Origin of the sequence: Caballeronia sp. LZ035, assembly GCF_031451175.1 — a bacterium.
GTDB lineage: Bacteria > Pseudomonadota > Gammaproteobacteria > Burkholderiales > Burkholderiaceae > Caballeronia.
The window spans coordinates 1-22,361 of record NZ_JARUXS010000012.1 but is presented as its reverse complement, the minus strand read 5'-3'; the positions used below and the strand labels follow the sequence as shown (position 1 = coordinate 22,361).

Genomic DNA, 22,361 nt, shown 5'->3' with positions numbered 1-22,361 from the left:
CACGCCCGACGACGTCACCGGTCCGGTGAACCTCGGCAATCCGCATGAACTGTCGATGCTCGACATCGCGCGGCGCATCATCGAGTTGACGGGGTCGTCGTCCGAGATCATCTTCAAGCCATTGCCGCTCGACGATCCGTGGCATCGCCAGCCGGACATCTCGCTTGCGCGCGACTTGCTCGGCTGGGCGCCGTCCACGCATCTCGACGAAGGCTTGCGGCGCACCGCGCAGCATTTCCGTGAGGTGATCGATGCAACGACAATGCGCGACACACAGTGCAACCGCGCCATGGCCTGAACAAAAGATGCCATGGTCGGCGCCCACGAGCAGATACGACGCAAGAGGCATAACGATCGCGCCAACGGTCAGAATCAACTCAACTTTGTTCTAGGAAGAGGCGATGCAAGACGAACCATCTAATCCCGTCGAGCGTGCGGGGCGCCGCAAGGATTTTGCCAAAGGCGACGTAAAGGTAAAACCCGACGGCACTATCGAGCAGCGCGAGCACGGGAACATTCACCCGTGCCTCGAAGGGCACGAACGATCCGGATGAATCGATTTTGCGGATCCTTGCGCCGACAATTGCGATGCGGCCGCTCAACCAGCGATTTAGCGCGCATCATGGACGCTTTGCGTTCCGTCGACGAGACCTACATGTCGCTATTAGCCCACACATTGAACGGGCGTGCTGACTGTTGCTGCACGTTTTCAAAAAACGAGGAGGCTGAGAAGGGGGCGAATCCGCAGATGCTCTGGGCGCGCCACTGCGTCAAAGACCACTTGCAGTCAATCGGCTAATATTCGAGCGGCGGAAAGGTCGGCGTTGGTGCGGGCAATGGCGCAGTCGGGAATGCCGCCAGGCGACCAAACAGGACGGTGCGTTCCGGCTTGCATCTCGCAGCGATTAGTTTTGCTCTACGATCACCTTTTTTCAGGCAAAGTTCGCTCACTTCCTCCCTTGACAGCGCTAACTGGCATCTTCTCCTGAAGCTCTCGCTGGGCGAGGAGGCTTAATTCCAGATCTCGAAGGTACCGATGGTCTCGAATGGACATAGCGTTGCAGTCGTTGTTCGCTTGACGTTTGACTATTTGAATAATGGGAAGGCCGCGTCTCATGTGACGCGCCGCGATCCATATCGACTCAAACAACGAACTCAGCACCCGGAAGTCACCATCGAGCTCGCGCAGCGCGTCCGCCATGGCGCCCACTTTAGTCTTGTACGGGCCACTCCATGCAGTTGTGGTGACGTCTTGCCTTTTCGACAACCAAAATCATCCGACCGCGTCTAAAACAAAAACCACTGTAAACACGCGGTAGCCGCCGACCGCTTTCTTATTGAGGGAGTGCGAAGAGAGTTGTTCAGGCAACGGCGCATATGGCTGCATACGTGTGTTCGGACCTAGCGTCAAACGGCTAAAAAAAGGGTCGCCTACAATAAGCCGTGCCCATCACGCGGGAGCATTCACAGCTTTGCAGCAATCCAAATGCCAATTTGCTATCTCTCACCTTAGATCGTCACGTTGCTTGTTGCAATGCTCAACAAAGGGCAGAACGGCGCGCCGTCGGAGCGTTGAGTGGGAAGCTGAATCCGCCCTCATTGGACCCGACTGTGAGAGGACGTCCGCGGCCTGTGGAATAAGAGTGGAAAGCGGCAGTGCATGTCCGATTGCCTTGGGGTCTGGCGAGCTCTTCCCGAAGTCAAGTGGGCAGAACAGACGCTTGCTGTAAGCTCGACATAGCGTTGCAGAACCGATGGGCGGGCTCATCCCAATCACCATGCGGTTCGCTTCATTCCTGAAACGGTCCTCACCATCATTGTGGCCATGTCGGACCGACTTTCCCTGCGCAACGTCAACGACGACCTCAGAATTTTGTTCCTCTAGGCATATCGTCGTGTCAACACGCTGCGCGATGCCGAGCAAATATTCGAGATCTCCACGCAGATTTCATGGGGGCGGTGCCTCGCTATCAGGCCCCGGCATCGGGTGTGACCCGTCCGGGCGCTCTTTGAGGCGGTCTAAAAATATCCGGCCCGCGAGACCGTCGTACTCCTCCGCCTTCGCGTTAACGATCGTTCGCAGCATTTTGATAAAAGCGTTGCCGTCTGCTAGGTTTTCCACGATGACACGCGCGGTCCGCAGAGATATAAACTCCGACAGCGGAGGTGCGGTCCCATCATCGAGCAAGAACGTGAACCGGTGTATTTCGACGTCCGATCCTGCCGGGGGTTTCGTATGAGCGACAATCGTGGCTTGCATAATCAAGGCGTCCGGAAAGCGTGCATCGAATTTACGCACGCATTGTGCCGACCGGGATTATCTCGTTGATCTCCGTTCGCTGAAAACCGGACACCGCCGGACGGGATGATCTATTCAAGCATAGTCGAACGTTCGAAGACTTCCTGCACGCCTGACCGACAACGACCTGCGCCCAAGCGGCGCCTCCAATGGCGCCTTCAATCGCACACTTAACGACAAGGGCGTGCCGCAGGTGTTTCGGTACTGGCCGGCAATCGGTCCTCATCGGCGAGGACACAACCTCGATCATCAGATTGCTCATCGACGGCGGCAACAGTCCCGCGAGATCCGAGACGCGCCGCGTCGGTGCTGCCGTCGCATGTCACGCGCACGTATGTCCAGATCGCGCAAGTGCTGGCCTACCTGAGTGCGTTTCGGGGCATCAATGCGCGCTTGAGCACCGCGGACGACGTGGCGTCGCCGCGCAGCACGCAGCACAAACTGGCAAAAATGCCGACGGCCGCGATCGTCCGGCCGTGCGTTCGACGTGCTTGCTTCACGCCACCGGTTCGAGTGCGACCCTAATGCAGCCGTGTTGTCGCTCGTCGAACGCTTATCGGCATCGATCACACTCATCAACGGCTCACACGTTTTCAGCACGCCCAACGAGATCGCAGGAGCCGTCGCGCAGACGCTCGATCAGTTCAGGCATCACCGCCCGATGGTTGCAGTTCTCCATGTTGATGCCTACGTTCTTGTTCATCGCCGCGCCGATCGGAAAAAAGCGATCGGTCGGCCGGTAGACCCCGATGATGCCATGCGTGCCTGCCTTCGTCGGCGCACCGATGTTCCAGTCGAGGTCTTGCGTAGGAGCATCGCCGGGCTGTTGTCGTGCGTTAGCACCGACACCGGTTCGGGCGGGTGGAAGGCGATCCCCGTTACGACGATATCGAGCACCCCCTGTCCGCCCCTGCCGCCCATCGCCGTATCCACCATCACGCTCGAAGGCGAGACGGACGGCGTCTCGCCCCCCGGCGGCCGGTCCACAAACGCGACACGCTTCAATGCCTGCCATGAGAACCGCATCGTGGCGAATGCTGCTCACAATCTTCCGCAGGAAGCATCCGACGCCTTCGCCGATGCGACCCTCGATATTCACGCCGGGACTGCCTGAGCGACCGCGTTCGGCGATGACACTACCTGAACGTTCAGCCGAGTGCGGGCCGATGTTGACGGGCGAAGCTCGATCGCCTGGAGACATCGCCCGCGCGCGTGCTCCGGTTCGACCCCAAGACCTGCATCAAGCGCCGTGCGTCGAACGGCGCTCTCACCTTCTGATCGTTGTCGAAGTAGCAGAACACGTCGTGCGATGTCCGTCGGCGCGGCATGCGAGTGGTGATGAGGCGGGCATCGCCGGGCTGACGGCCTGCCGCCCAGCATTCGATGCGCTCTGCCCACGCTTCTATGGCAGCGTCCGTATAAGAGCCGCCGTACAACGTCTCGCTGCCATGCAGACGGAGGTAGACGAAATCGGCGGTGAGGTCTTCGGCGTACGGCCAGCCCGCCGTCGAGTCCGATACGACGAGCGCCGCGCCGTACGTCCGTAGCAGTTGCACGAACCCCTCATCGAGGAAACTCGGATGCCGTATTTCAACGGCATGGCGTAGCGCCCGCCTCTTCTTGGGCGGTTCGAACCATGGCTCCCTGACGCGCGCGTCATGCTGCCCCGCGAACGCGGCGGCCGCCGTCGTGTCCTTCGGCAAGAGCGCAAGAAAGCGCTCGAAGGCATCGGGGTGAAAGGCGAATGTGGGTGGGAATTGCCATAGGAACGGACCGAGTTTGTCACCCAGACCCAGAACGCCCGATGCGAAGAAGTTAGCCAATGCGCTGGTTGCCGTCTCGTCGCGAAAGCGCAGCATATGAGTCAGATAACGCGGTCCCTTCACACTGAACACGAAGTTGTCAGGCGTGGCATCGTGCCAGGAGCGCCACGTGGATGCGCGTTGCAGCGAATAATGCGATCCGTTAATCTCGACACTCTGCACGGCGCGCGATGCAAATTCGAGTTCACGCGACTGTGCGAGCTTCGGTGGATAGAAGACGCCGCGCCAACCCGAATACCTCCAACCCGATATTCTGATGCGCACGAAACCTGTCTGCACTTAAGCTTCCTCAAGCGGTTTCACGGCCCTTGACGTCGCTTGGGCGTTCACTTCTTGCGGAGGCCCTCGAAGGCATCGGCAATGGCCCGATGGGCCAGCGTGCTCACCCCTGCGGTCATGATGCCTTGCACAGTACGCCGCACGCCAAGAATCACGAGCGCGACGAGGGTCCCCGCGATCAGTTCGGCGTTAGGCGACCATGGCGAAACACTGCCGCGCAGCGCGACCGGACCGCTCCTCTTTAGCCAAGGTTTCCCCTCTTCCGGAGCGCATGCCGCAAGCAAAGCGGTGCGTGTCTCCGCCATCCGCGTCAGCAAGGCCGCTTGACTACTCGAATAGGCGCGGCTCATCGCAACACCTTCCTGATCGCTTCCGCATCGCGCTCGAACTGATCGCGCAAAACCTGAAACGGCTCGGTGGGCTTACGCGTCATGATCACGGCCGTAGCGATCAGCGCGACCGCGAGCCACGCGCCGGCGACACACCATGCGGTCAGTATCAGATGAGGCGTGCCAACCGCGGTCACGATGACAGCGATCGATACGAACGACAGCGTGAACATCGCGCCGACGATCAGCGCCACCATGGCAATCAATTCGTGCAGGACGCGCGTTTTGGCTTCCGCGAATTCGATCGACATCAGCTCGCCATAGTCGACAATTCGTCGCGCACAAAAGTCCTTGACGCTGCGCCACGCTGCAATTTTTCTTCCAAGCGACATGAACGATCTCCTCTGATCGGGCGGGCGATTCGACGGCCATCTTCGTCTGACGGACTCACGCCCCGTTACTCACTGAGCGTCAGAGCTCGCAGGTTTCATGGCAATGCGGGTACAGTTCAGGCCGAACGACGGCAGCCCTGCTGTCCCTGCACAGCCGCCCCGATTGACCGACTCCGACAATGTGGCCTGCTTCGGTCCGCCATCGACGCTCGAGACCGCTTGCGTGCGGGCGCACGGTGTTCGCGCCTCGTGAGCACGAAGAGCCCCGCACCGGCGGCCGCGATCGCGACGCGCGCCGGATTGGATCTCACGACCTAGACGCCTCGGGCCAGAACACGCATCCAGGGCGGGTGGTCCTCGTACTTTACTGACCTCGCCGGCGCGGGCGCGAGGCCCAATGGTTCGAAACGTCCTGAAGTGGGGTGCTCGTGCACGGTCGTCGTTGCATGCGACGGGACATCCGCGCGGACCTCGCGCATATCGTGTCCTTCACGCCCTTCCAGGCGCGTGGCGGCCGCTTCGGCGCCGAGCAGCAAGACCGCTGCAGCGAAGTAGAGCCACATCATCAGCACGGCGAGGGATCCCGCCGCACCGAACGCACTCGCCGTTCCGGCGTGTGTGAGATAGAACGCAAAGAGCTTCTTGCCGAGCGAGAACAGCACGGCCGAGATGAAGCCGCCGACAAACGCGTCGCGCCAGGACACGGGCCCGTCGGGCAAATACTTCAACAACGCGGCAAAGGCGCACGTCAGAAGCGCCACTCCAAGCACCAGTTGCACGATATCGCCAACGATCAGGAGCGGCGAGTTACCGAATGCCCACTTTCCCGCTGCCTGCACGGCCGTATCCAGTACGAGTGAGACGATCAGCAGAAACGCTACGCCCATGACCAGGCCGAAGGAGATGAGCCGCATCTTGACGAGCGTGGCGACGCCTGACTGCGGCTCGCCGCCCTTGGGCCAGATCACCGACAACGCCGCATTCAGTGAAGAGAACGTGGCTGATGCTCCCACCGCCAGCAAGACAAACGACATGATCGCCGCAAAGCCGCTGCCGCCGCTCCGATGCGCGTGCTCGACGATGGTCTGCACGCTTGCTGCCGCATCCTTGCCTATTAAGCCGCTGATTTGCTGAAAGAGCTGTCCACGCGCGGCTTCGGCGCCGAATGCCAGTCCGGCGACGGCGATCACCATGACGAGCGTCGGTGCAAGCGAGAAGGCCGAATAGAACGCGATGCTCGCGGCCATGGGCGCGCCGCGATCGGCACCAAAGCGTTTGAACGTGCGGACGGGCCAGGCCAGCGCGCCGCGCAGCCGAGTCTTGCCGGTCATGACCGTCTCCAGGAGGTGGCTACGCCTCCACCAAGCATTCGAAATGCCAGCGCTCATGTTGCGCTCTCAGGCGAATGCTCGTGCGATAGCTGTCTGCGGCATGACGATTGCAAATCAGCGGTGCGTACGTGCCGCAAGCGCGGCGCCACGATCGCGCGTGCGGCGCCCTCTGGTCTCTTTACGACCGGCAGGAATCGCGCAGGCGCCTCATTATCCGGAAGTCAGCGCAAAGCCGGCCCAACAAGGAGCGCATCATGATCCGCAACTTCACCTTCAAGAGCGCGTCGATTGCCGCACTGTCGGCGTGCATTTGTTTCACCGCAGGCTGCAATCGCAACAGCGGCGAGGCGGGAAGCAGCGGCTCAGCGAGCAGCACATCCAGCGCGTCCGCGCCTGCCGCGGCGAGCTTTCCTGCTACCGCTGCCAGCGACACGCCGTCAGGCGCAAGCCAGTAACGCAGAAGCGTCGAAGGCCATCGAACGCGGACGGCAGCAAGGATAGGCGCCGCATCCCGTGGGCTGCGGCGCATCGGCGCTTACCTGGACACCTGTTACTGCGCGTGCTTGGCCGCAGGCTTCTCCGCACCCTTTGCCTCAGGCTTGGCAACGGTGTTTCCAGCCTGCTCTTCTGAAACCTCCTGCTCCGCGAGCAAAGTCAATTTCTCGTCCGTCGCTTTCTCTTCTTTCAAGGTGTCGAGAAGAAGATTCATTGCTTCAGTATGACCAAGCTTTTTCGCGAGCGCCGCGAGTGTGCCGTACGTTGCGATCTCATAGTGCTCGACTTTCTGCGCGGCGGCGATCAATGCCGCGTCGAGGATCGGCCCTTTCTCGATCTCCTCGATCTGCTCCGACCCTCCTCGACAATCCCTTCCATGGCCACACACTTGACGCGCTTCAGCTTGATGCCAGTGCTCTCGACGACCCGATCGATACGCTCAATCTGCCCCTGCGTTTCCTCCAGATGCGTTTTGAAGGCTTCGGCAAGATCGGGGTTGGTCGTCGCCCGCGCCAGTCTCGGAAGCGCCTTGGTCAGTTGCTTCTCTGCGCTGTAGACGTCGGACAGCGCGTGGATGAACAGATCCTGCAAAGTCTTGATAGCCATGATGCCTTTTGAGTGAATGGATGGTTACGCCGGTCGTCGACCAGCATGGCAGGCCCAGCGCAATGGCCATGCCTTACCCCGGCCACAGCGTCATGCCACCGGTTCGAGCGCGACCTTGATCCAGCCGGGCTGACGCTTGTCGAACGCCTTATAAGCATCGATCACGTTCATCAGCGGCTCGCGTGTTGTCAGCACGCGCAACGGGTCGCAGGAACCGTTGCGCACACGTTCGATCAACCCGGGCGTAACAGCGCGGTGGTTGCAGTTCCCCATCTTGATCGTGACGTTCTTGTTCATCGCGACCCCGATCGGGAAGAAGCGATCGGTCGGCGGATAGACACCGATGATGCCGAGCGTGCCTGCCTTCGCCAGCGCGCTGATACTCCAGTCGAGCGCCTGGGTAGGGGCATCGCCGGGAACCCAGTTTCCGTCCGATACGTTGGGCTTGGGCGTGACGGTACGGCTCTCGGCTTCGCCCCTTTCCACGTTCTCCGCCGTGGCAGCGGGACCCTGCTGTGCATGTTGCGAATCGATGCCCACCGCATCGATGGCGCGATCGACACCGATGCCGCCCGTCAGCTCGAGAATCGCTTGCACCGGGTCCTCGTCGTCGAAATTGACGGCTTCGGCACCCTGCGCGCGGGCCATGTCGAGACGATCGGCAAGCCTGTCGATTGCGATCACACGCCCTGCTCCAAGCATGAAGGCGCTGGCTATCGCGAACTGGCCGACAGGTCCCGCGCCGAACACGGCGACGGTGTCGCCGCGCGTCACTTCGGCGAGCTGTGCGCCGAAGAATCCTGTCGGGAAAATGTCTGAAATGAGAATGGCGCGTTCATCGTCGATATTGTCTGGCAGCTTGATCAGGCTTGCGTTGGCGAGCGGCGTTCGGGCGAATTGAGCCTGCAGTCCGTTGACCGGGCCGGTGGATTGCGGTCCGCCGAAAAACGTGGTGCCGGCCGCCGCGCCGTTCGGATTCGCCTCGTCGCATTGCGCGGTATACCCCTTGCGGCAATACGAACAATAACCACACGAAATGGTCGACGGAATCAACACGCGGTCGCCACGTTTGAAATTGCGCACGCTCTTACCGATTTCCTCGATCACGCCCACGCCTTCATGTCCAAGGATGGTGCCTGGTTTCATGCCGGGCAACGTCCCGCGCACCATGTGCAAGTCCGTACCGCACACGGCGCTTGCAGTGATTCGCACGATGGCGTCCTGGTCATGCCGGATCGTCGGATCGGCGACGTTGTCGAGCGATATATCGCCGACTGCGTGGAAAACGACTGCTTTCATGCTGGGCTCCTTCATCGCGTTCGGGAAAGCAACATGCGAGCAATCGACACGCCTGTTTCTTCTTGCGAGCGCCTTCACGTAATGGGCAGCAGTAGGAGAATCCCGGCCCAGTCTGGGGCACGCGCGTTGCTGGCGCTCTTTCAGCCTGAGCCCTGATAGAAGCGACTTCCTGAAACGTTTGTTCGCTCATGCCCCTCTCGATTTCCTGATCATCAGCATGAGTCAATCTGTCGAAACACGAGTCCGCACTGCGAAGGGTCGATCACTTGCGCGAGGCCTCGGATGGTTCAGCCTCGCGCTGGGCGCAGCCCAACTGCTCGCGCCGCGCGCGGTCGCCCGCGCGACCGGTATTCGAACGAGTCCGGCGCTGATGCGGCTCTATGGTCTTCGCGAGATCGCAGCCGGCATCGGCATTCTTGCATCACGCGATCCCTCTCCTTACGTGATGGCTCGACTGGGCGGCGATGCGCTCGATCTGATGACGCTTGGAACTGCGGCACCCATGCCGGCGCGCGCGGCGTCCACACGCAAAGTGACGGCAATCGTCAACGTTGCAGCCGTCACGGCGCTCGACGCGCGGGCCGCGGTCGCGCTCGCAGCCGACAAGAGCCATCAGCGCCGCGAACGGGCGAAAAGCGCCGTCGCGCTGTACAGCGACCGCAGCGGCTTTCCACGTTCGCCCGAAGAGATGCGCGGCGCCGCCGTTCGCACATGAGCGAACGGTCCAGGCGTTGCGCGAGCAGGATACAACCTCTCACGATACAGCGCTGGTCTGTCCTGTTCGCCCTGCCCTCGGGCGCGCGCCCGTTCTAGAGCGGCTTGTGCGGCAGCGTCACCTTGAAACAGGTCAAGTGCGACGAAGTCACGCTGATAGACCCGCCGTGCGCCGTCGCGATCTCCCGCGCGATGAAAAGGCCGAGTCCTAACCGGCGCCTGCGCGGCGCGGCGTCGGCGACCGGTTCTTTCGCTTGAGCGGGTCGAACAGGGTGCGACGATCCTCGGGAGAAATGGGATTTCCTTCGTTCGTCACCGAAAGCGTAGCCGTGTTGTCATGACCGATGGCTTCGAGTGTGATGTTGCCTTCCTGCCTGCCATGGTCGATCGCATTCTCCAGCAGATTGACGAGCATCTCCTCGATCCGGGCCGCATCCCACACACCTGCAAGATCCCCGGAAAACCGCGCGGTCACGGCTTGCTCCGGATGCAGTGCGTCGATCTCCGTGAGCGCATGCCGGCAGATCTGATCGAGCAGCGCGGGTCTGGCCTCGATCGGCAGCATGCCTCCAAGACGAATCCGCGTGAACTCAACGAGGTCTCCGACAATAACCTGCGCTCTCTGGCTGCTTCGATGGATGTTCGTCGCAGCACGAAGGGCTGCTCGGGCAACTCGCCCTTGCGCATTAGATACTGGGCAGAATTGGCAATGGCGCCAAGCGGCGTTCTCAGATCGTGTGCAAGGATACCGACCGAAATGTCTCGGATGCGCTGAAGAGAATGCGAATCGCACGTGATCGACTCGGTCAATGCCTGATCGACCGCTTTGTTGAAACGGACGAGCGGTCGAGTGCTCAGCTTCGCATTGTCCAGAAAGAAACTGAACCAGTGCCGAACGACGCTCGCACGCAACGCCCGATATTCCGCGACCATGTCGCTCAGCGACAATCCGAGACTCAGCCGCTGTTCGGCGTGCGCACGCGCGGCGGCGTTCACACCGGGCGCATTGCCCGGCATGTCTCCGATGGCCTTCGCATCACGCTCGGCCTCGGTTTGCGGCTGCCTCATATCCGCGATGATCTGCTCGACGAGACGCACTGCTGAGTCTTCCAGTTCATCAAGCCGTGGATGCGGTTCGGCGACGCCCAGGCGACCCGCCTGCACTGCCCAGTCTTCGAGCACGAGTGATAGATTCGACTCGAGAATTCGGCCAGATCCATGCTGTCCCCGCAAGTATCGTTGGCTGATGCCGGTCGCGGCCATGAGCACATGCGACCGATCAGTGCCTCATACGCGCCGGGACTCGCGCTTCAGTAGGCCACAGTTTCGCGCAAGGCGAAAGGCAACGGACGCTCTAGCATGCGTACGAATGGGTTGCCATAGCGGTCTGCGGCCGGCCTAAGTGAAGGTTCGCCTTGAGTGATCGGCATAGCAACTGCTGCACGGAGGTTTTCATGGGTTTCACGAGACGTACGCGGCGGGACGAAAGGCGCCCTCACCAAACGTCATCGTCTCGCCCGGCGCGACGCCCGAGCCCGATGCTTCTCCGCGCAATCCTTAGGCTCTTCTATCTCACGAGTTAGGCAACGATGAATACCCGCCCTTCCCCTCTGTCTCCCTCGCAAGCGCGCCGCCGACTGCCTGCTTCCGGCTGGCTGACGGTCCTGCTTCTGGCGCTTGCCGGGCTCTATCTTGCCATCGGCGGCGGCTGGCTCGTGACGATCGGCGGAACGCCTTACTACGTGATTGCGGGCATCCTGATGCTGATTGTCGCATGGTGCTTCTGGCGCGCACGCGTGCTTTCGCTCTGGCTTTACGTGTTGCTGCTGCTCTGCACACTTGGCTGGGCCATCGCCGAAGCCGGATTCGATTTCTGGGCGCTTGCACCGCGGCTCGACGTGCTCGTCATTGTCGGCATCTGGCTGCTGTTTCCTTTCGTTCGCCGTTCCTTCGTCGCCTCGGCGCGAACAGCCGGATTCGCGGTGGCCGCGACGCTCGTGCTATGCGGCATCGCGCTGGTCTATGCGGCGTTCAACGACCCGCAACAAATCGATGGAACCGTGACCCGCGCGACGACAGAGCCTGCAGGATCAGCCGATTCACCCACCGGACGCACGCATCGCCCGGGCGACTGGCTCGCCTACGGCAACTCGCAGGGCGGCACGCGTTACTCGCCGCTCGCGCAGATCACCGACAAGAACGCGAAAAATCTGCACGAGGCGTGGAGTTTTCGCACCGGTGACATGAAAGGCCCAAACGATCCCGTCGAGATCACCGATGAGGTCACGCCGATCGCCGTCGACGGCACGCTCTACTTCTGCACGCCGCATCAGAATGCCATCGCCGTGGACGGCGCAACGGGCCGGGAGAAGTGGCGCTTCGATCCAAAGCTGCAGCCCGATCCCAGTTTTCAGCATGTCACCTGCCGCGGCGTTTCGTGGCATGAAACTCCTGAAGGTTCCGCATCTCGTCGAGCGGGCAGTACTGCGGCCCTGCCTGCGTGCTCGCGGCGCGTCGTGTTGCCGGTCAACGATGGCCGTCTGTTCGAGCTTGACGCAGACACCGGCAAGCCGTGCGCCGCATTCGCGGACCACGGCGTACTCGACCTGCAACATCTTCAGCCCGTCAAGACGCCGGGCCAGTACGAGCCGACATCGCCGCCCGTCGTGACCGCGAAGGTGATCGTCGTGGCAGGAGCCGTGACCGACAACTATGGCACGCGCGAGCCGTCGGGCGTGATCCGCGGTTTCGATGTCGAGACGGGAAAGCTATTATGGGCGTTCGATCCGGGTGCGCGGGATCCCAACGCGATTCCCGATGACCAGCACGCTTTCACGCAAAACTCGCCGAACTCCTGGGCGCCCGCCGCCTACGATCCGCAACTGGACCTGGTCTATCTGCCGATGGGCGTGTCCACCCCGGACATCTGGGGCGGCCATCGCACGCCGGACCAGGAGCGTTACGCGAGCGGCTTGCTCGCGCTCAATGCGACCACCGGCAAGCTCGCCTGGTTCTATCAGACGGTTCATCACGATCTTTGGGACATGGACCTGCCTGCCCAGCCTACCATCGCCAACATCACGGACCAGAAGGGCAACACGGTGCCTGCCATCTACGCCCCCGCGAAAACCGGCAACATCTTCGTGCTCGATCGCCGCACCGGCAAGCCAATCGTGCCGGCGCCCGAGCGGCCGGTCCCGCAAGGCGCGGCGAAAGGGGATCGGCTTTCGCCCACGCAGCCGTTCTCGCAACTCACCTTCCGGCCGCAAAAGAATCTCACCGGCGCCGACATGTGGGGCGCAACGATGTTCGATCAGTTGATATGCCGCGTGATGTTCCATCGGCTGCGCTATGAAGGGGCATTCACGCCGCCGTCGGAACAGGGTACGCTCGTGTTCCCCGGCAATCTGGGCATGTTCGAATGGGGCGGACTCGCGATCGACACCGATCGCCGCCTCGCGATCGCCAATCCGATTGCGCTGCCGTTCGTCTCGCAACTGGTGCCGCGCGGGTCTGGCAATCCTGTATCGCCGCCGCAGGCGGGACAGGCAGGAACCGGCACGGAGGTCGGCATACAGCCGCAATACGGCGTGCCTTTTGGTGTGGAGCTGAATCCGTTCCTGTCGCCGCTGGGCCTTCCCTGCAAGCAACCGGCGTGGGGTTACGTCGCCGCGCTCGATCTCGATACCAACAAGGTTGTTTGGAAAAAACGCATCGGTACGACGCGCGATGCCTCGCCGATTCCAATCCCGTTCAAAATGGGCATGCCCATGCTCGGCGGTCCGGTCACGACGGCAGGCCATGTCTTCTTCATCGCGGCGACCGCCGACAATTACTTGCGGGCGTTCAGCACCGACACTGGCGAGGCGCTCTGGCAGGCGAGGCTGCCCGCCGGCGGCCAGGCAACGCCCATGACCTACGAAGCAAACGGGAAGCAGTATGTGTTGATCGCGGCAGGCGGACATGGTTCGTTCAGGACAAAGCTCGGCGATTACGTCATCGCCTACGCCCTGCCCTGATCCGGTGACTGCCGCTGGCGCCCTCCAAGGCGAACAGGCTCTGGGGAACGCCGTGGGGCGTTCATTTGCGGATGGCGTAAAGACGCGTCGGCAGCGCTGCGGGGTTCTGCGGCTGGTACCAGCTCATGTCCGGAATACGGGAATCGGTGACATAGATCGTCCCGTCCGGACCCTCGGAGAACGTATCAGGCCAGATCAGCTGGCGGTCACGCACGAGGGTCGCGAAGCGCTCGCCCTGGCGCACCCGGATCGCGTGGTGTTCGACCGACGACACATACAGGCGTTCGCGCGGGTCGATCCACAAGCCGTCGGCGGGGCCGTCCACGGCCACCGCTTCCACGCGGGACGCCACCTGGTCCGCGCCAAGCTGAGCGTTCTGCAACGCGTCGGTGGCAATGCGATAGAGTGTCTTCCCCTTGACCGCCTGCCAGTACAGATAGCGCCCATCGGGCGTCAGCGCGATGCCGTCGGCGGCGAAGCTCACGCGTCGTCCGTCCGTCTGCTGCAAGGGCTTGCCATTCACCGTGGCCGTCACGCTCTTGTCGACCTGCGTGCTCGGGTCGCCGTCGAGAACGCGGCGCGCGGCGCCGGACTCGATATCGACGACGACAATCGCGCCCCGCACACCCGAGTCCGTGATGTAGGCCGTGCGTCCGTCCGGACTGATGCGCACGTCGTTCAGGTAACTGCCTTGCGGCGCAACCCTCTCGTCAAACGCATAGGTGCGAGCAACACGATTCGATGCGAGATCGATGCGCACCAGCTTCGGCGCGCCCGGCACGATCAGCGACTGGGCGGGCGCGCCGGGATCGATGACCCAGAGATTGCCGCGTGTGTGGGCCACGACCGATTGCACGCATACCCAATGATCGGCGGGCGTGACCTCGTCGCGGCGCGCGTTGCGCCAGGTGTTCCACTCGGCGTCCGGGTAAGGCAACAGGTCGCCGCCTGAACCCACTTCCGCCACCGAGAGCGGCGCGTCTTCGGTCCAGCGCGGGAAGTTCACGAACATGCGTCCGTCGGGCGCGACGGTCACGCCCGTCACCTGGTGATCGAACGAAGCGACGAGTTGCAGCCGGGCGTTGCTTGCGTGCTCATCTCGGCCCGTCTGCCACGCGGAATCGTCGGCATCGCCAGCTAATGCGGCGTGCGCGCAAAAGGCAGGCCAAGTGCGATCAGATAACGGCGATACGGTTGCATGGTTAGCTCCTGGTGATGCCGCGATGCGCGGCATCACCAGCAGCAATCGTGGTGCAGTTCCGAATATTCGCGAGTGCCGGGAGGCCCGCGTTACGGACAGCGCGGAGGTCTTCCTAACGGGCCGCTGTGGCATGCGCGGTGCGCGTGTGTTGAACCCTTTCTGACACGCAATCCTCCGGGGAACCACCATGCCGAACATGCCAGTTGACCAGAACCTCACGCACGACCGATCCACGACATGGTTCGATTGCCTGGTTCCCTCGCAAGACCGATGCGCCCGAGTCGAGGCGCCGGCCTTTGAACCCTGCGCCCGCAAGCACCTGTCGATCACGATTGTCGAACGGCTCTCGCCACACACGGCGCTGCTCTCATGGTCCGATGCGCGACTGGGCTGCATGGCCGAACAGACATGGACGTTCGGCAGGGCGCGGAAGGAGGACGTCTGCGCGTTCAGCGGCGAACTCATCAAGCGCGGTGATCCGATCTATCGCCCGCGCAAGACAACGCCTCCGGCGCTCAACGCCCGCTGCGTGATTGCGGCGCGCCACGTCGTGGACGCCATGCAGTCGTTCGAGCCTCTCTGAACCGGCTCTCGGGCCCGCTCACGCAAGCGGCCGTATCAGCGCCTCGGCGGGTACGCTCGCCGCGCGCTGTGCAAGACGCTCAAACTCGACCGGATCGTGGCTGCAGAAGACACGTACATCACGTGTCGCGTCGGCATTGCAAAGTGCGCGCAGCCTTGCCTGATTATGCCGGCGGGCTGCGCGGTCCTTGTCCATCATCCATTGATAGAGCGCCAGGCCGGGGGTACAGTGCGGCCGCTCGGCGTCCATCTCCGTGTGATAAAAGTAGGCATCGGCGGCAAGCAGCAGCCAGCCCGATCCGGTGCGCACCGCGATACCGGCGTGACCGAACGTATGTCCGCGCAGCGGCACGAGGGCGATGTCGTCGGCGAAGCGCGCAAGCGGCCTCACGCGATCGAAACCGTGCCAGCGGTCGCCGCCTTCGGCGTGAACCACCCACTTGTCGCGGGTCGACCACTGCTGCGGCCGGAAGCGCTGCCGGTCCAGCCAGGTCCTCTGCTGCAATGCGTAGTCGCGCTCGGTCTGGAGCATATGGACCGTCGCGTGGGGGAAGTCGTCGAGGCCGCCGGCGTGATCGAAGTCGAGGTGACTGAGCAGAATATGGCGCACGTCGGCCGCGGCAAAGCCGAGCGCCTCGACCTGCCTGACCGCCGTCATCGTCTCGCGAAAATCCGGCTTCAGCATGAGGAGAAAGAACGTGCTGAGCCGGCTGCGTGGATTCGCGACATCGCGCAAACCGAAACCCGTGTCGACCAGCACGAGGCCGTCATTGGTCTCGATGAGCAAGCAGTGGCAGGTCAGCTCGCCGCGTTGCAGAAGGCCTGCCGTACGCCCGTCGAAGAGCTTTCCGCCGAGGGGACAACTCGAAATGCAATTGAGGTGATGCACGCGCATGTCGTGGCTCCGAGAGGACCGTCACGTGCGCGGGTCCGCTTCACTGGACGGCACCCGTGACGCGATGTACCCGGAGGCAGGGTTTGCCGTGGCGAGCCCGCGCCTGTGCGCACCGGGAGAGTACGACTTGCCCTTCAGCAGTTCGTATGCCGAAGGCTCGACCGTGCCCGGCGCGATGGACACCCGACGATGATCTCGACGCGGCACGACGAATGCGCAGCGCGATTGTCCCGTGGTTGCCTGGTTCGTCATGCACCCGGGTGCGTCCCCATCCATACCCCGGCGCAGGCGCCAAGGAACGAGCATGGACATGCCCAACTATTCTCCGTCCATCACGACCATGATCCGCATGGACCATACGCACGTGATGGCGGCTTTTCATCGGTATCATGCCGCTACGTCCTGGTGGAGAAAGCGAGCGATCGTCGAGCTGGCTTGCATGGCACTCGAAATTCACGCTCAGCTCGAGGAAGAGATCTTCTATCCGGCACTCGCCGGCGTTCTCCACAGCGATGACACGCTCGAAAAGTCGAAGCCCGAACACGACGAAATGCGTGCAGACATCGCGAGGTTACGCGCCATGCATCCCGGCGATGCCGCCTTCGACGCGCGCTTCATGAAGCTCATGCGCGAAGTGATGCATCACGTCGCTGACGAGGAAACAATGTTGCTGCCCGCTGCGGAGCGTGCGCTTGCGGCCGACTTATCCCCGCTTGGCGCACGCATGACTCGACGCCGCCTGCAGCTGGTGGCGCAGAAGCGGCCTGCAGCCATCGCGGCGAATACGGTCGGGACTTTCCCTTTTGCGTCGCTCGCGATGGCAACGCTGGGCGCCGTCGCGATCGCTCGCTGTCTGCGGCCCGCCAGCGTCCGGCGCGGGCGCCTTGGATGAAAACGCGCGTCGGGAATGACCTTGCGGCGCGTTCGGCACGTCGATTGCATTCCTGGGTGTGCCGTATGCGCGGCCGGGTTCGGGAGCGACGCACGTTTCCTTCGCAGCGCTGCGCAGCGTCACATGTTCCCTCGTGCTGACAAGGAGAGAGGATGACTGACCCCGATCGCACACACGACCCTGTGGACGCCCTGAAGACCGAGCGCGCCAACAGTGTCTACGAATTCCCCACAAGCGAGAGCGTGGCTGCTGGCGAACGCAACGCGCCGGGGAACAGCGACGATCACGGATTCCGCGATGCGTCCCAGTCCTGGGACGCCGGCCACGACGGTTCGTCCACGGCCGATGCGCGCGCGAATGCGAAGGCCAGGCTCATCGGCCTGCAGGATGCGATGAACAGGAAGTACAGGGTGGCCGCCGACACGACAGACGATTTCGTGCATGACAACCCGTGGAAGGCCATTACGTTAGCGGCGTTGGCCGGATTCGTGACGGGCATGCTCGTCTCGCGGTAAGCGCGCGGTAAGCGCGCGCATGCCCGGCGCGGCCGGGTTCAGCAGTGAATCCGGAAACGCGCCGGCTGTCGGCTCGCCCGCGCGGTCCAGAAGGGAGTAAGCGGTGATCATCGAGGCGGTCTGGTTCATCGTAGTGGGCGCGCTCCTGATCCTCATGGCGGTCATGCGGGGCGTGATCGCGCGTCTGCCCATGACGGGCGCAATGGTCTATCTCCTCGCGGGCTTCGCGCTGGGCACGGCCGGCGTCGGCTTGCTCGAGCCGGACATCGAAGGGAACCTGCGCCTGTTGCGTGTGCTGACCGAAGCCGGGCTCGTCATTTCGCTGTTTGCGATCGGCATGCATCTGCGCGTACCGCTCTCCAGCGAACTCTGGCGTCTCACGCTACGGTTGGCCGGCCCGGCGATGATCCTGACGATCGGTCTCATGTATTGCGCCGCGCGCATTGGCCTCGGCCTTGCAGCGGGGCCCGCGCTGCTGCTCGCAGCGATACTTGCTCCGACCGATCCCGTGCTCGCCAACGAGCTGCGCGTTCGTCGAGCGGGCGATGACGAGCCGCTGCGCTTCGCACTGTCATCGGAGGGCGGCTCCAACGACGGCGCCGCCTACCCTTTCGTACTGATCGCGCTCGCCCTATGCGGCAGCGCCAGCCTCGGCAGTTCCCATTCGTGGACCTTCGCCGCCGCCATCGTCTGGGGCATCGCCAGTGCGCTCGCGATTGGCTGGGGCATTGGCTCAGGCGTCGTGCGCCTCATCATCCGTCTGCGCACGCGCTATCGTCAGGCGCTCGGGCTGGAAGGTTTCATCGCCCTCGGACTCATGGCGCTTGCCTACGGCGCAGCGCTGCTCGTGCATGGCTATGCGTTCATCGCGGTCTTTGCGGCCGGCGTGGCCTTGCGTCGGCAGGAGCTTGCCGCCACCGGCGACACTGCGCCCGGCAAGGCGCTCGAATCGGTCGAACGCGGCGAGCGGGAGGAAGCCGCCAAGGACCCCGAGCTCGCGCACGCCTACATGGCCGAGACCATGATGGCCTTCGCGCTCGAGTTCGAGCGACTGGTTGAATTCGCGCTGATGCTGTTGATCGGCAGCGTCGTTTCGGCCCATTGGCAGGCGCTGCTCCACTGGCAGGTCGTCTGGCCTGCCCTCTTCCTTTTCTTCGTGGCCCGCCCGCTCAGTGCGTGCCTGTCGCTCGCCGGTTCCTGCATGGACCGCCAGCAACGCCTGCTATCTGGATGGCTCGGCATTCGGGGCGTCGGTGCGTTCTATTACCTGCTGTTCGCCTTCGAGCAGGCCGGCAAGGAGCAAGTCCAGTCGCTTGCGCCGATCGTGCTCGCCACCATCGTGCTTTCCGTGGTCCTGCACGGCGCGAGCGCGACCTCGCTCCTGCACCGGTACTTCGCGTATCGCGGTTCGAGGTAACGCTTCTCGGGACAACCATGACAAGCGCGGCCGCTCCATTTCCGACGAGATCGCGTAACTGCGTGCTGATCGCCGTTCGGAGTTCGGTCGCGTCGCGCAAAAGCCCCTGTTTGATACCAAAAGCTTCCGGACACGACCCATGAGCGGTGTCGCGCGCTGTTTCGGGATGACGAATGCATCGTGAACACAGAGCCGGCGCATGCCGGGATCGACAGACACTCGCAAACAAATGAGCAACCTATGGCGACCATCCACACTACCCAGACGGCATTCAAATCGCGCGTAACCTGGTTCGACTGCCTCGTACCATCCTATGAATCGTTGCGCCGTTCAGCAGCGATGCGCCCGGCCGCAAACGGTCATGTGTCGATCACGATACGAGAGCGTTTGACGTCCCGCACGGCGAGCGTGTCGTGGTCGGACTCGCAACTGGGTTGCTGTGCCGAACAAGTCTGGTCGCTTGGCAGAGCACGGGCGAAAGACGTCTGCTCCATCAGCGGGGAGCACATCAAGCGCGGCGATCCCGTCTTCCGGCCGAGAAAGACGCGACCACCCGCCACCAACGAACGCTCGGTCATCGCCGCACATCACGTGCTCGATGCGCCGCTCGCGGAGTGAAGCACGAAGCGTCGCGCGGCGCGGCGTGTCGCGCGATGAGTCGATGAGTGGTCTCAGCGGGACGCGCGTCGCGCCAACGCGGCGATTGCGAATCCCGCGGCTAATGCGACATACGTCATGGCCAGCGAGCGCTTCGGCAAATGCGTCTCGAATCCCGGTGTGAAGCGTTTCGGCACGACGTGGTAGTCGACCACATAAGCGACGACGGCGGTCGCCGCGGCAGCGCTTACGATCCTCGCGGGACGGTTCCGTCGTCCGCACAGCGCTTCGAACAGCGCGCTCCAGAACACCGCGCTGCCCATGTGGATCGTCGCGCCGAGCGCCGTGTATCGGATGCTCGGCCTTTCATGCGATGATGCGTCGGGCCACACACAATGCGTCACGGCATTCAGCGCGGCGATGGGCGCATGACCCGCACGCTGCGCGCCGGTGCAGGCCGCCGAGGCCGATGCCAGTCCCGCTGCCAGACCCGAGCAGAGGACGTGGACGCGCCGGTCATCGAATCGCTGTTCCATGCGCTGCTTTCCTCTTTCCGCATCAATATCCATGGTGAACGAGTCACGCCGAGTGCGGCGTCGCCCGGCGCTAACGTCCTCGAATCGCATACAACCGCGTCGGCAGCGCGATCGGACTCTGCGGATCGAACCAGCTCATCTCGGGAATGCGCGAATCGGTGATATAGATCGTGCCGTCGGCGCCTTCCGAGAACGTGTCGGGCCAGATCAAAGCGCGATTCCGTAGCAGCGTGTCGATGCGCTCACCGTCACGCACGCGAATCGCATGATGCTCGACCGATGAAACATAGAGACGTCCACGCTCGTCGAACCAGAGCCCGTCCGCGGGACCATCGATACCCACCGCCTCCACGCGCGCCGAGACTTGCTGCGCACTGAGCTGCGCATTCTGCAGCGCGTCGGTTGCGATCCGGTAAAGCGTGTTGCCCTTGACCGCCTGCCAATAGAGGTAACGTCCGTCCGGCGTCAGCGCGATACCGTCGGCGGAAAAGCTCACGCGCCTGCCATCCGTCTGTTGCAGCGGCTCGCCGTCGACCTTTACGGTGACGGTCTTGTCGGCCTGCGTGCTCGGATCGCCCTCGAGGACGCGTCGCGCGCTGCCCGACGCCGTATCGAGCACGACGATCGCTCCGCGCACGCCGGAATCGGTGATATAGACGAAACGCCCGTCCGGACTGATACGCACGTCGTTGAGATAGCTTCCTTGCGGCGCGATGGTTTCATCGAACGCATAGACTTGCGCGACGTGGTTCGACGCGAGATCGATCCGCACGAGCTTCGGCGCGCCGGGCACGACGAGCGATTGCGCCGGCGCGCCCGGATCGATCACCCAGAGGTTGCCGTGCTTGTCCGCCACGACGGACTGCACGCATACCCAATGATCCTGCGGCGTGACTTCGTCGCGGCGCGCATTGCGCCAGCTATTCCATTCCGGATCCGGATAAGGACGCAGATCGCCGGAAGCGCCGAGTTCCGCGACGGAGATGGGCGCGTCCTCTGTCCAGCGAGGGAAGTTGACGAAGGTGCGGCCATCCGGCGTGACCGTTACGCCAGTGACCTGATGTTCGAACGTGGCGACGAGCTGAAGCTGCGGACCGCCGCCTCGGGCATGATTGCCGCGCCTGTCCGCGCTCTCCTGGGCGACGCCCACGTGCGCAATCGCGCCGAGGCTCAGTGTGAGGAAAAGGATTCGGTACAGCGGCTTCGAGATGAACGCCATGATCGCCTCCGATGGTGGCATTGCGCGATGTCAGCAATCGTGGTGCCAAAACTTCCCCGACCTGCTTGCTTGTACAGACCCAATGCGCCAAGGTCACGGCTTCCCCTTGAACAAAAGCGCGAAAGCGACGACCCACATGATTGCCTCGACCGCGACGAACACGTATCGTCTGAGCGCAGGCAGTGATGGAAATTGTCGTAAACGGGATGCGATAAAAACACCACGGCGCCTGCGCGGCACCGAGGTTATTGAACAAGGCGACGACCTTCGGCAAGGTTGTGCAGCCCATGTGGCCGCCAATCAGCGGGGCGACGAGCAGCTTCTCCTCCAACGTCCTCGTAAAGGATGTCGGCCAGAAGCACGAAAGAACCGCTGCAATGCAGTAATGGGCAGAGAGCCAAAGGACGACCAGATCGACCGGACGCGTCGCCGCTCGTTCGTAGTCGCGTCGATGCAAATAAAAAGCGCAAACGCGATGAACAACGACGTCGAGCCCAGAACTCTCGTGTCCTCTACATGACCGCCGCGGGCAGGGCATGGAACTCGACTATCACGGAATAAAACTCGATAGGACAGTGCCAGAGGACTCGTATTAGCCGCGTTTTTCGGCACAAGAGAATGCTTTCATTCGAACACTCGACGTACAACATCGTGCGAACACCACGAACGAGTTGGCGTCCGAAAAGAACGTCCTCCGGACACTAGCGACGCGGCATCGCCCCGGTCAACGCGTGTTGCGCCGAATCCCCATCTGCTTAACGAATTGAACGCTTCTTCGAGCGCGATTATCTGCTTGCGCGGTGGCCATGAAACGGTATATATCGTTATTTGCATCACGATAAGCGTGAAGTCCGACCCTCGGACGACACGACTTCACCGCTCACCATGAGGGGCGTGAACCAGGTATTCGCATGCCAGAAA

24 protein-coding genes and 2 pseudogenes are annotated in these 22,361 nt (G+C 62.7%); 13 read left to right on the top strand and 13 right to left on the bottom strand.

Annotated features, from left to right (window positions below):
• The 3 genes and pseudogenes from QCE88_RS41365 to QCE88_RS41355 form a co-directional block, all read left to right on the top strand.
• Positions 1 to 298 (top strand): annotated as a pseudogene (locus QCE88_RS41365) (SDR family NAD-dependent epimerase/dehydratase); the annotation flags it as partial.
• Between the two features lie 103 nt (positions 299 to 401).
• Complete coding sequence (locus QCE88_RS41360; protein ID WP_309911803.1) at positions 402 to 554, top strand: hypothetical protein; 153 nt, start codon at positions 402 to 404, stop codon at positions 552 to 554.
• 2,280 nt (positions 555 to 2,834) lie between these two features.
• Positions 2,835 to 3,413, top strand: a complete 579-nt coding sequence (locus QCE88_RS41355; protein WP_309911802.1) for a hypothetical protein — start codon at positions 2,835 to 2,837, stop codon at positions 3,411 to 3,413.
• Positions 3,414 to 3,447: 34 nt separating this feature from the next.
• Here the strand turns inward: QCE88_RS41355 and QCE88_RS41350 are convergent, their stop codons facing one another.
• The 7 genes and pseudogenes from QCE88_RS41350 to QCE88_RS41320 form a co-directional block, all read right to left on the bottom strand.
• Positions 3,448 to 4,401 carry a DUF72 domain-containing protein gene (locus QCE88_RS41350; RefSeq protein WP_309911801.1) on the bottom strand — a complete coding sequence of 318 codons (954 nt, stop codon included), beginning with the start codon at positions 4,399 to 4,401 and terminating at the stop codon, positions 3,448 to 3,450.
• Positions 4,402 to 4,448: 47 nt separating this feature from the next.
• Positions 4,449 to 4,751, bottom strand: a complete 303-nt coding sequence (locus QCE88_RS41345) for a hypothetical protein (protein ID WP_309911800.1) — start codon at positions 4,749 to 4,751, stop codon at positions 4,449 to 4,451.
• Positions 4,748 to 5,041: a phage holin family protein gene (locus QCE88_RS41340; protein WP_309911798.1), complete on the bottom strand. Its 294-nt coding sequence runs from the start codon at positions 5,039 to 5,041 to the stop codon at positions 4,748 to 4,750. The genes QCE88_RS41345 and QCE88_RS41340 overlap by 4 nt, the downstream gene beginning before the upstream one ends.
• Positions 5,042 to 5,436: 395 nt before the next feature.
• A complete protein-coding gene (locus tag QCE88_RS41335; RefSeq protein WP_309911797.1) occupies positions 5,437 to 6,453 on the bottom strand; it encodes a YihY/virulence factor BrkB family protein in 1,017 nt (338 codons plus the stop codon).
• Between the two features lie 178 nt (positions 6,454 to 6,631).
• A complete protein-coding gene (locus QCE88_RS41330) occupies positions 6,632 to 6,982 on the bottom strand; it encodes a hypothetical protein (protein WP_309911796.1) in 351 nt (116 codons plus the stop codon).
• Positions 6,983 to 7,003: 21 nt separating this feature from the next.
• A pseudogene (locus QCE88_RS41325) lies at positions 7,004 to 7,554 on the bottom strand (ferritin-like domain-containing protein).
• A 90-nt stretch (positions 7,555 to 7,644) separates the two neighbouring features.
• Positions 7,645 to 8,853, bottom strand: a complete 1,209-nt coding sequence (locus tag QCE88_RS41320) for a zinc-dependent alcohol dehydrogenase (protein WP_309911795.1) — start codon at positions 8,851 to 8,853, stop codon at positions 7,645 to 7,647.
• 217 nt (positions 8,854 to 9,070) lie between these two features.
• Here QCE88_RS41320 and QCE88_RS41315 point away from each other — a divergent pair, with 217 nt between their 5' ends.
• Positions 9,071 to 9,568 (top strand): hypothetical protein, encoded by a 498-nt coding sequence (locus QCE88_RS41315; protein WP_309911793.1) that lies wholly within the window; start codon positions 9,071 to 9,073, stop codon positions 9,566 to 9,568.
• A gap of 94 nt (positions 9,569 to 9,662) precedes the next feature.
• Here QCE88_RS41315 and QCE88_RS42210 read toward each other — a convergent pair whose 3' ends face one another.
• Both QCE88_RS42210 and QCE88_RS41310 read right to left on the bottom strand, forming a co-directional pair.
• Entirely contained in the window at positions 9,663 to 9,749 is an 87-nt protein-coding gene (locus QCE88_RS42210; RefSeq protein ID WP_409018334.1) for a hypothetical protein, read from the bottom strand.
• Between the two features lie 26 nt (positions 9,750 to 9,775).
• Entirely contained in the window at positions 9,776 to 10,132 is a 357-nt protein-coding gene (locus QCE88_RS41310) for an ATP-binding protein (RefSeq protein ID WP_309911791.1), read from the bottom strand.
• 170 nt (positions 10,133 to 10,302) lie between these two features.
• On the opposite strand from QCE88_RS41310, the gene QCE88_RS41305 reads away from it, so the two are divergent.
• Together QCE88_RS41305 and QCE88_RS41300 are read left to right on the top strand one after the other, a co-directional pair.
• On the top strand, positions 10,303 to 10,671 hold the full coding sequence (locus QCE88_RS41305) for a hypothetical protein (RefSeq protein WP_309911790.1): 369 nt from the start codon (positions 10,303 to 10,305) through the stop codon (positions 10,669 to 10,671).
• Between the two features lie 485 nt (positions 10,672 to 11,156).
• Positions 11,157 to 13,586 carry a glucose/quinate/shikimate family membrane-bound PQQ-dependent dehydrogenase gene (locus QCE88_RS41300; protein ID WP_309911788.1) on the top strand — a complete coding sequence of 810 codons (2,430 nt, stop codon included), beginning with the start codon at positions 11,157 to 11,159 and terminating at the stop codon, positions 13,584 to 13,586.
• Between the two features lie 61 nt (positions 13,587 to 13,647).
• Here the strand turns inward: QCE88_RS41300 and QCE88_RS41295 are convergent, their stop codons facing one another.
• Positions 13,648 to 14,622: an L-dopachrome tautomerase-related protein gene (locus QCE88_RS41295; RefSeq protein WP_309911787.1), complete on the bottom strand. Its 975-nt coding sequence runs from the start codon at positions 14,620 to 14,622 to the stop codon at positions 13,648 to 13,650.
• A 352-nt stretch (positions 14,623 to 14,974) separates the two neighbouring features.
• On the opposite strand from QCE88_RS41295, the gene QCE88_RS41290 reads away from it, so the two are divergent.
• Positions 14,975 to 15,370, top strand: a complete 396-nt coding sequence (locus QCE88_RS41290; RefSeq protein ID WP_309911786.1) for a DUF3331 domain-containing protein — start codon at positions 14,975 to 14,977, stop codon at positions 15,368 to 15,370.
• 18 nt (positions 15,371 to 15,388) lie between these two features.
• On the opposite strand, the gene QCE88_RS41285 is transcribed toward QCE88_RS41290, so the two are convergent.
• Positions 15,389 to 16,264, bottom strand: coding sequence for an MBL fold metallo-hydrolase (locus tag QCE88_RS41285; RefSeq protein ID WP_309911785.1), 876 nt, complete (start codon positions 16,262 to 16,264; stop codon positions 15,389 to 15,391).
• On the opposite strand from QCE88_RS41285, the gene QCE88_RS41280 reads away from it, so the two are divergent.
• The 5 genes from QCE88_RS41280 to QCE88_RS41260 all read left to right on the top strand — a co-directional run bounded on the left by QCE88_RS41280 (position 16,263) and on the right by QCE88_RS41260 (position 19,706).
• A complete protein-coding gene (locus tag QCE88_RS41280; RefSeq protein ID WP_309911783.1) occupies positions 16,263 to 16,457 on the top strand; it encodes a hypothetical protein in 195 nt (64 codons plus the stop codon). The genes QCE88_RS41285 and QCE88_RS41280 overlap by 2 nt on opposite strands.
• Positions 16,458 to 16,574: 117 nt before the next feature.
• Complete coding sequence (locus QCE88_RS41275) at positions 16,575 to 17,156, top strand: hemerythrin domain-containing protein (RefSeq protein ID WP_309911781.1); 582 nt, start codon at positions 16,575 to 16,577, stop codon at positions 17,154 to 17,156.
• 152 nt (positions 17,157 to 17,308) lie between these two features.
• Positions 17,309 to 17,671 carry a glycine zipper domain-containing protein gene (locus QCE88_RS41270; RefSeq protein WP_309911780.1) on the top strand — a complete coding sequence of 121 codons (363 nt, stop codon included), beginning with the start codon at positions 17,309 to 17,311 and terminating at the stop codon, positions 17,669 to 17,671.
• A 103-nt stretch (positions 17,672 to 17,774) separates the two neighbouring features.
• The gene (locus tag QCE88_RS41265; protein WP_309911778.1) at positions 17,775 to 19,088 is read left to right on the top strand and encodes a cation:proton antiporter; all 1,314 of its coding nucleotides are present in this window, start codon (positions 17,775 to 17,777) and stop codon (positions 19,086 to 19,088) included.
• Positions 19,089 to 19,328: 240 nt separating this feature from the next.
• On the top strand, positions 19,329 to 19,706 hold the full coding sequence (locus QCE88_RS41260) for a DUF3331 domain-containing protein (protein ID WP_309911804.1): 378 nt from the start codon (positions 19,329 to 19,331) through the stop codon (positions 19,704 to 19,706).
• 53 nt (positions 19,707 to 19,759) lie between these two features.
• Here the strand turns inward: QCE88_RS41260 and QCE88_RS41255 are convergent, their stop codons facing one another.
• Both QCE88_RS41255 and QCE88_RS41250 read right to left on the bottom strand, forming a co-directional pair.
• Positions 19,760 to 20,221, bottom strand: coding sequence for a hypothetical protein (locus QCE88_RS41255; protein WP_309911777.1), 462 nt, complete (start codon positions 20,219 to 20,221; stop codon positions 19,760 to 19,762).
• 70 nt (positions 20,222 to 20,291) lie between these two features.
• Complete coding sequence (locus QCE88_RS41250; RefSeq protein WP_309911776.1) at positions 20,292 to 21,440, bottom strand: L-dopachrome tautomerase-related protein; 1,149 nt, start codon at positions 21,438 to 21,440, stop codon at positions 20,292 to 20,294.
• Here QCE88_RS41250 and QCE88_RS41245 point away from each other — a divergent pair.
• Positions 21,439 to 21,960, top strand: a complete 522-nt coding sequence (locus tag QCE88_RS41245) for a hypothetical protein (RefSeq protein WP_309911775.1) — start codon at positions 21,439 to 21,441, stop codon at positions 21,958 to 21,960. The two genes, QCE88_RS41250 and QCE88_RS41245, sit on opposite strands and share 2 nt — an antisense overlap.
• Positions 21,961 to 22,361: the final 401 nt, after the last annotated feature.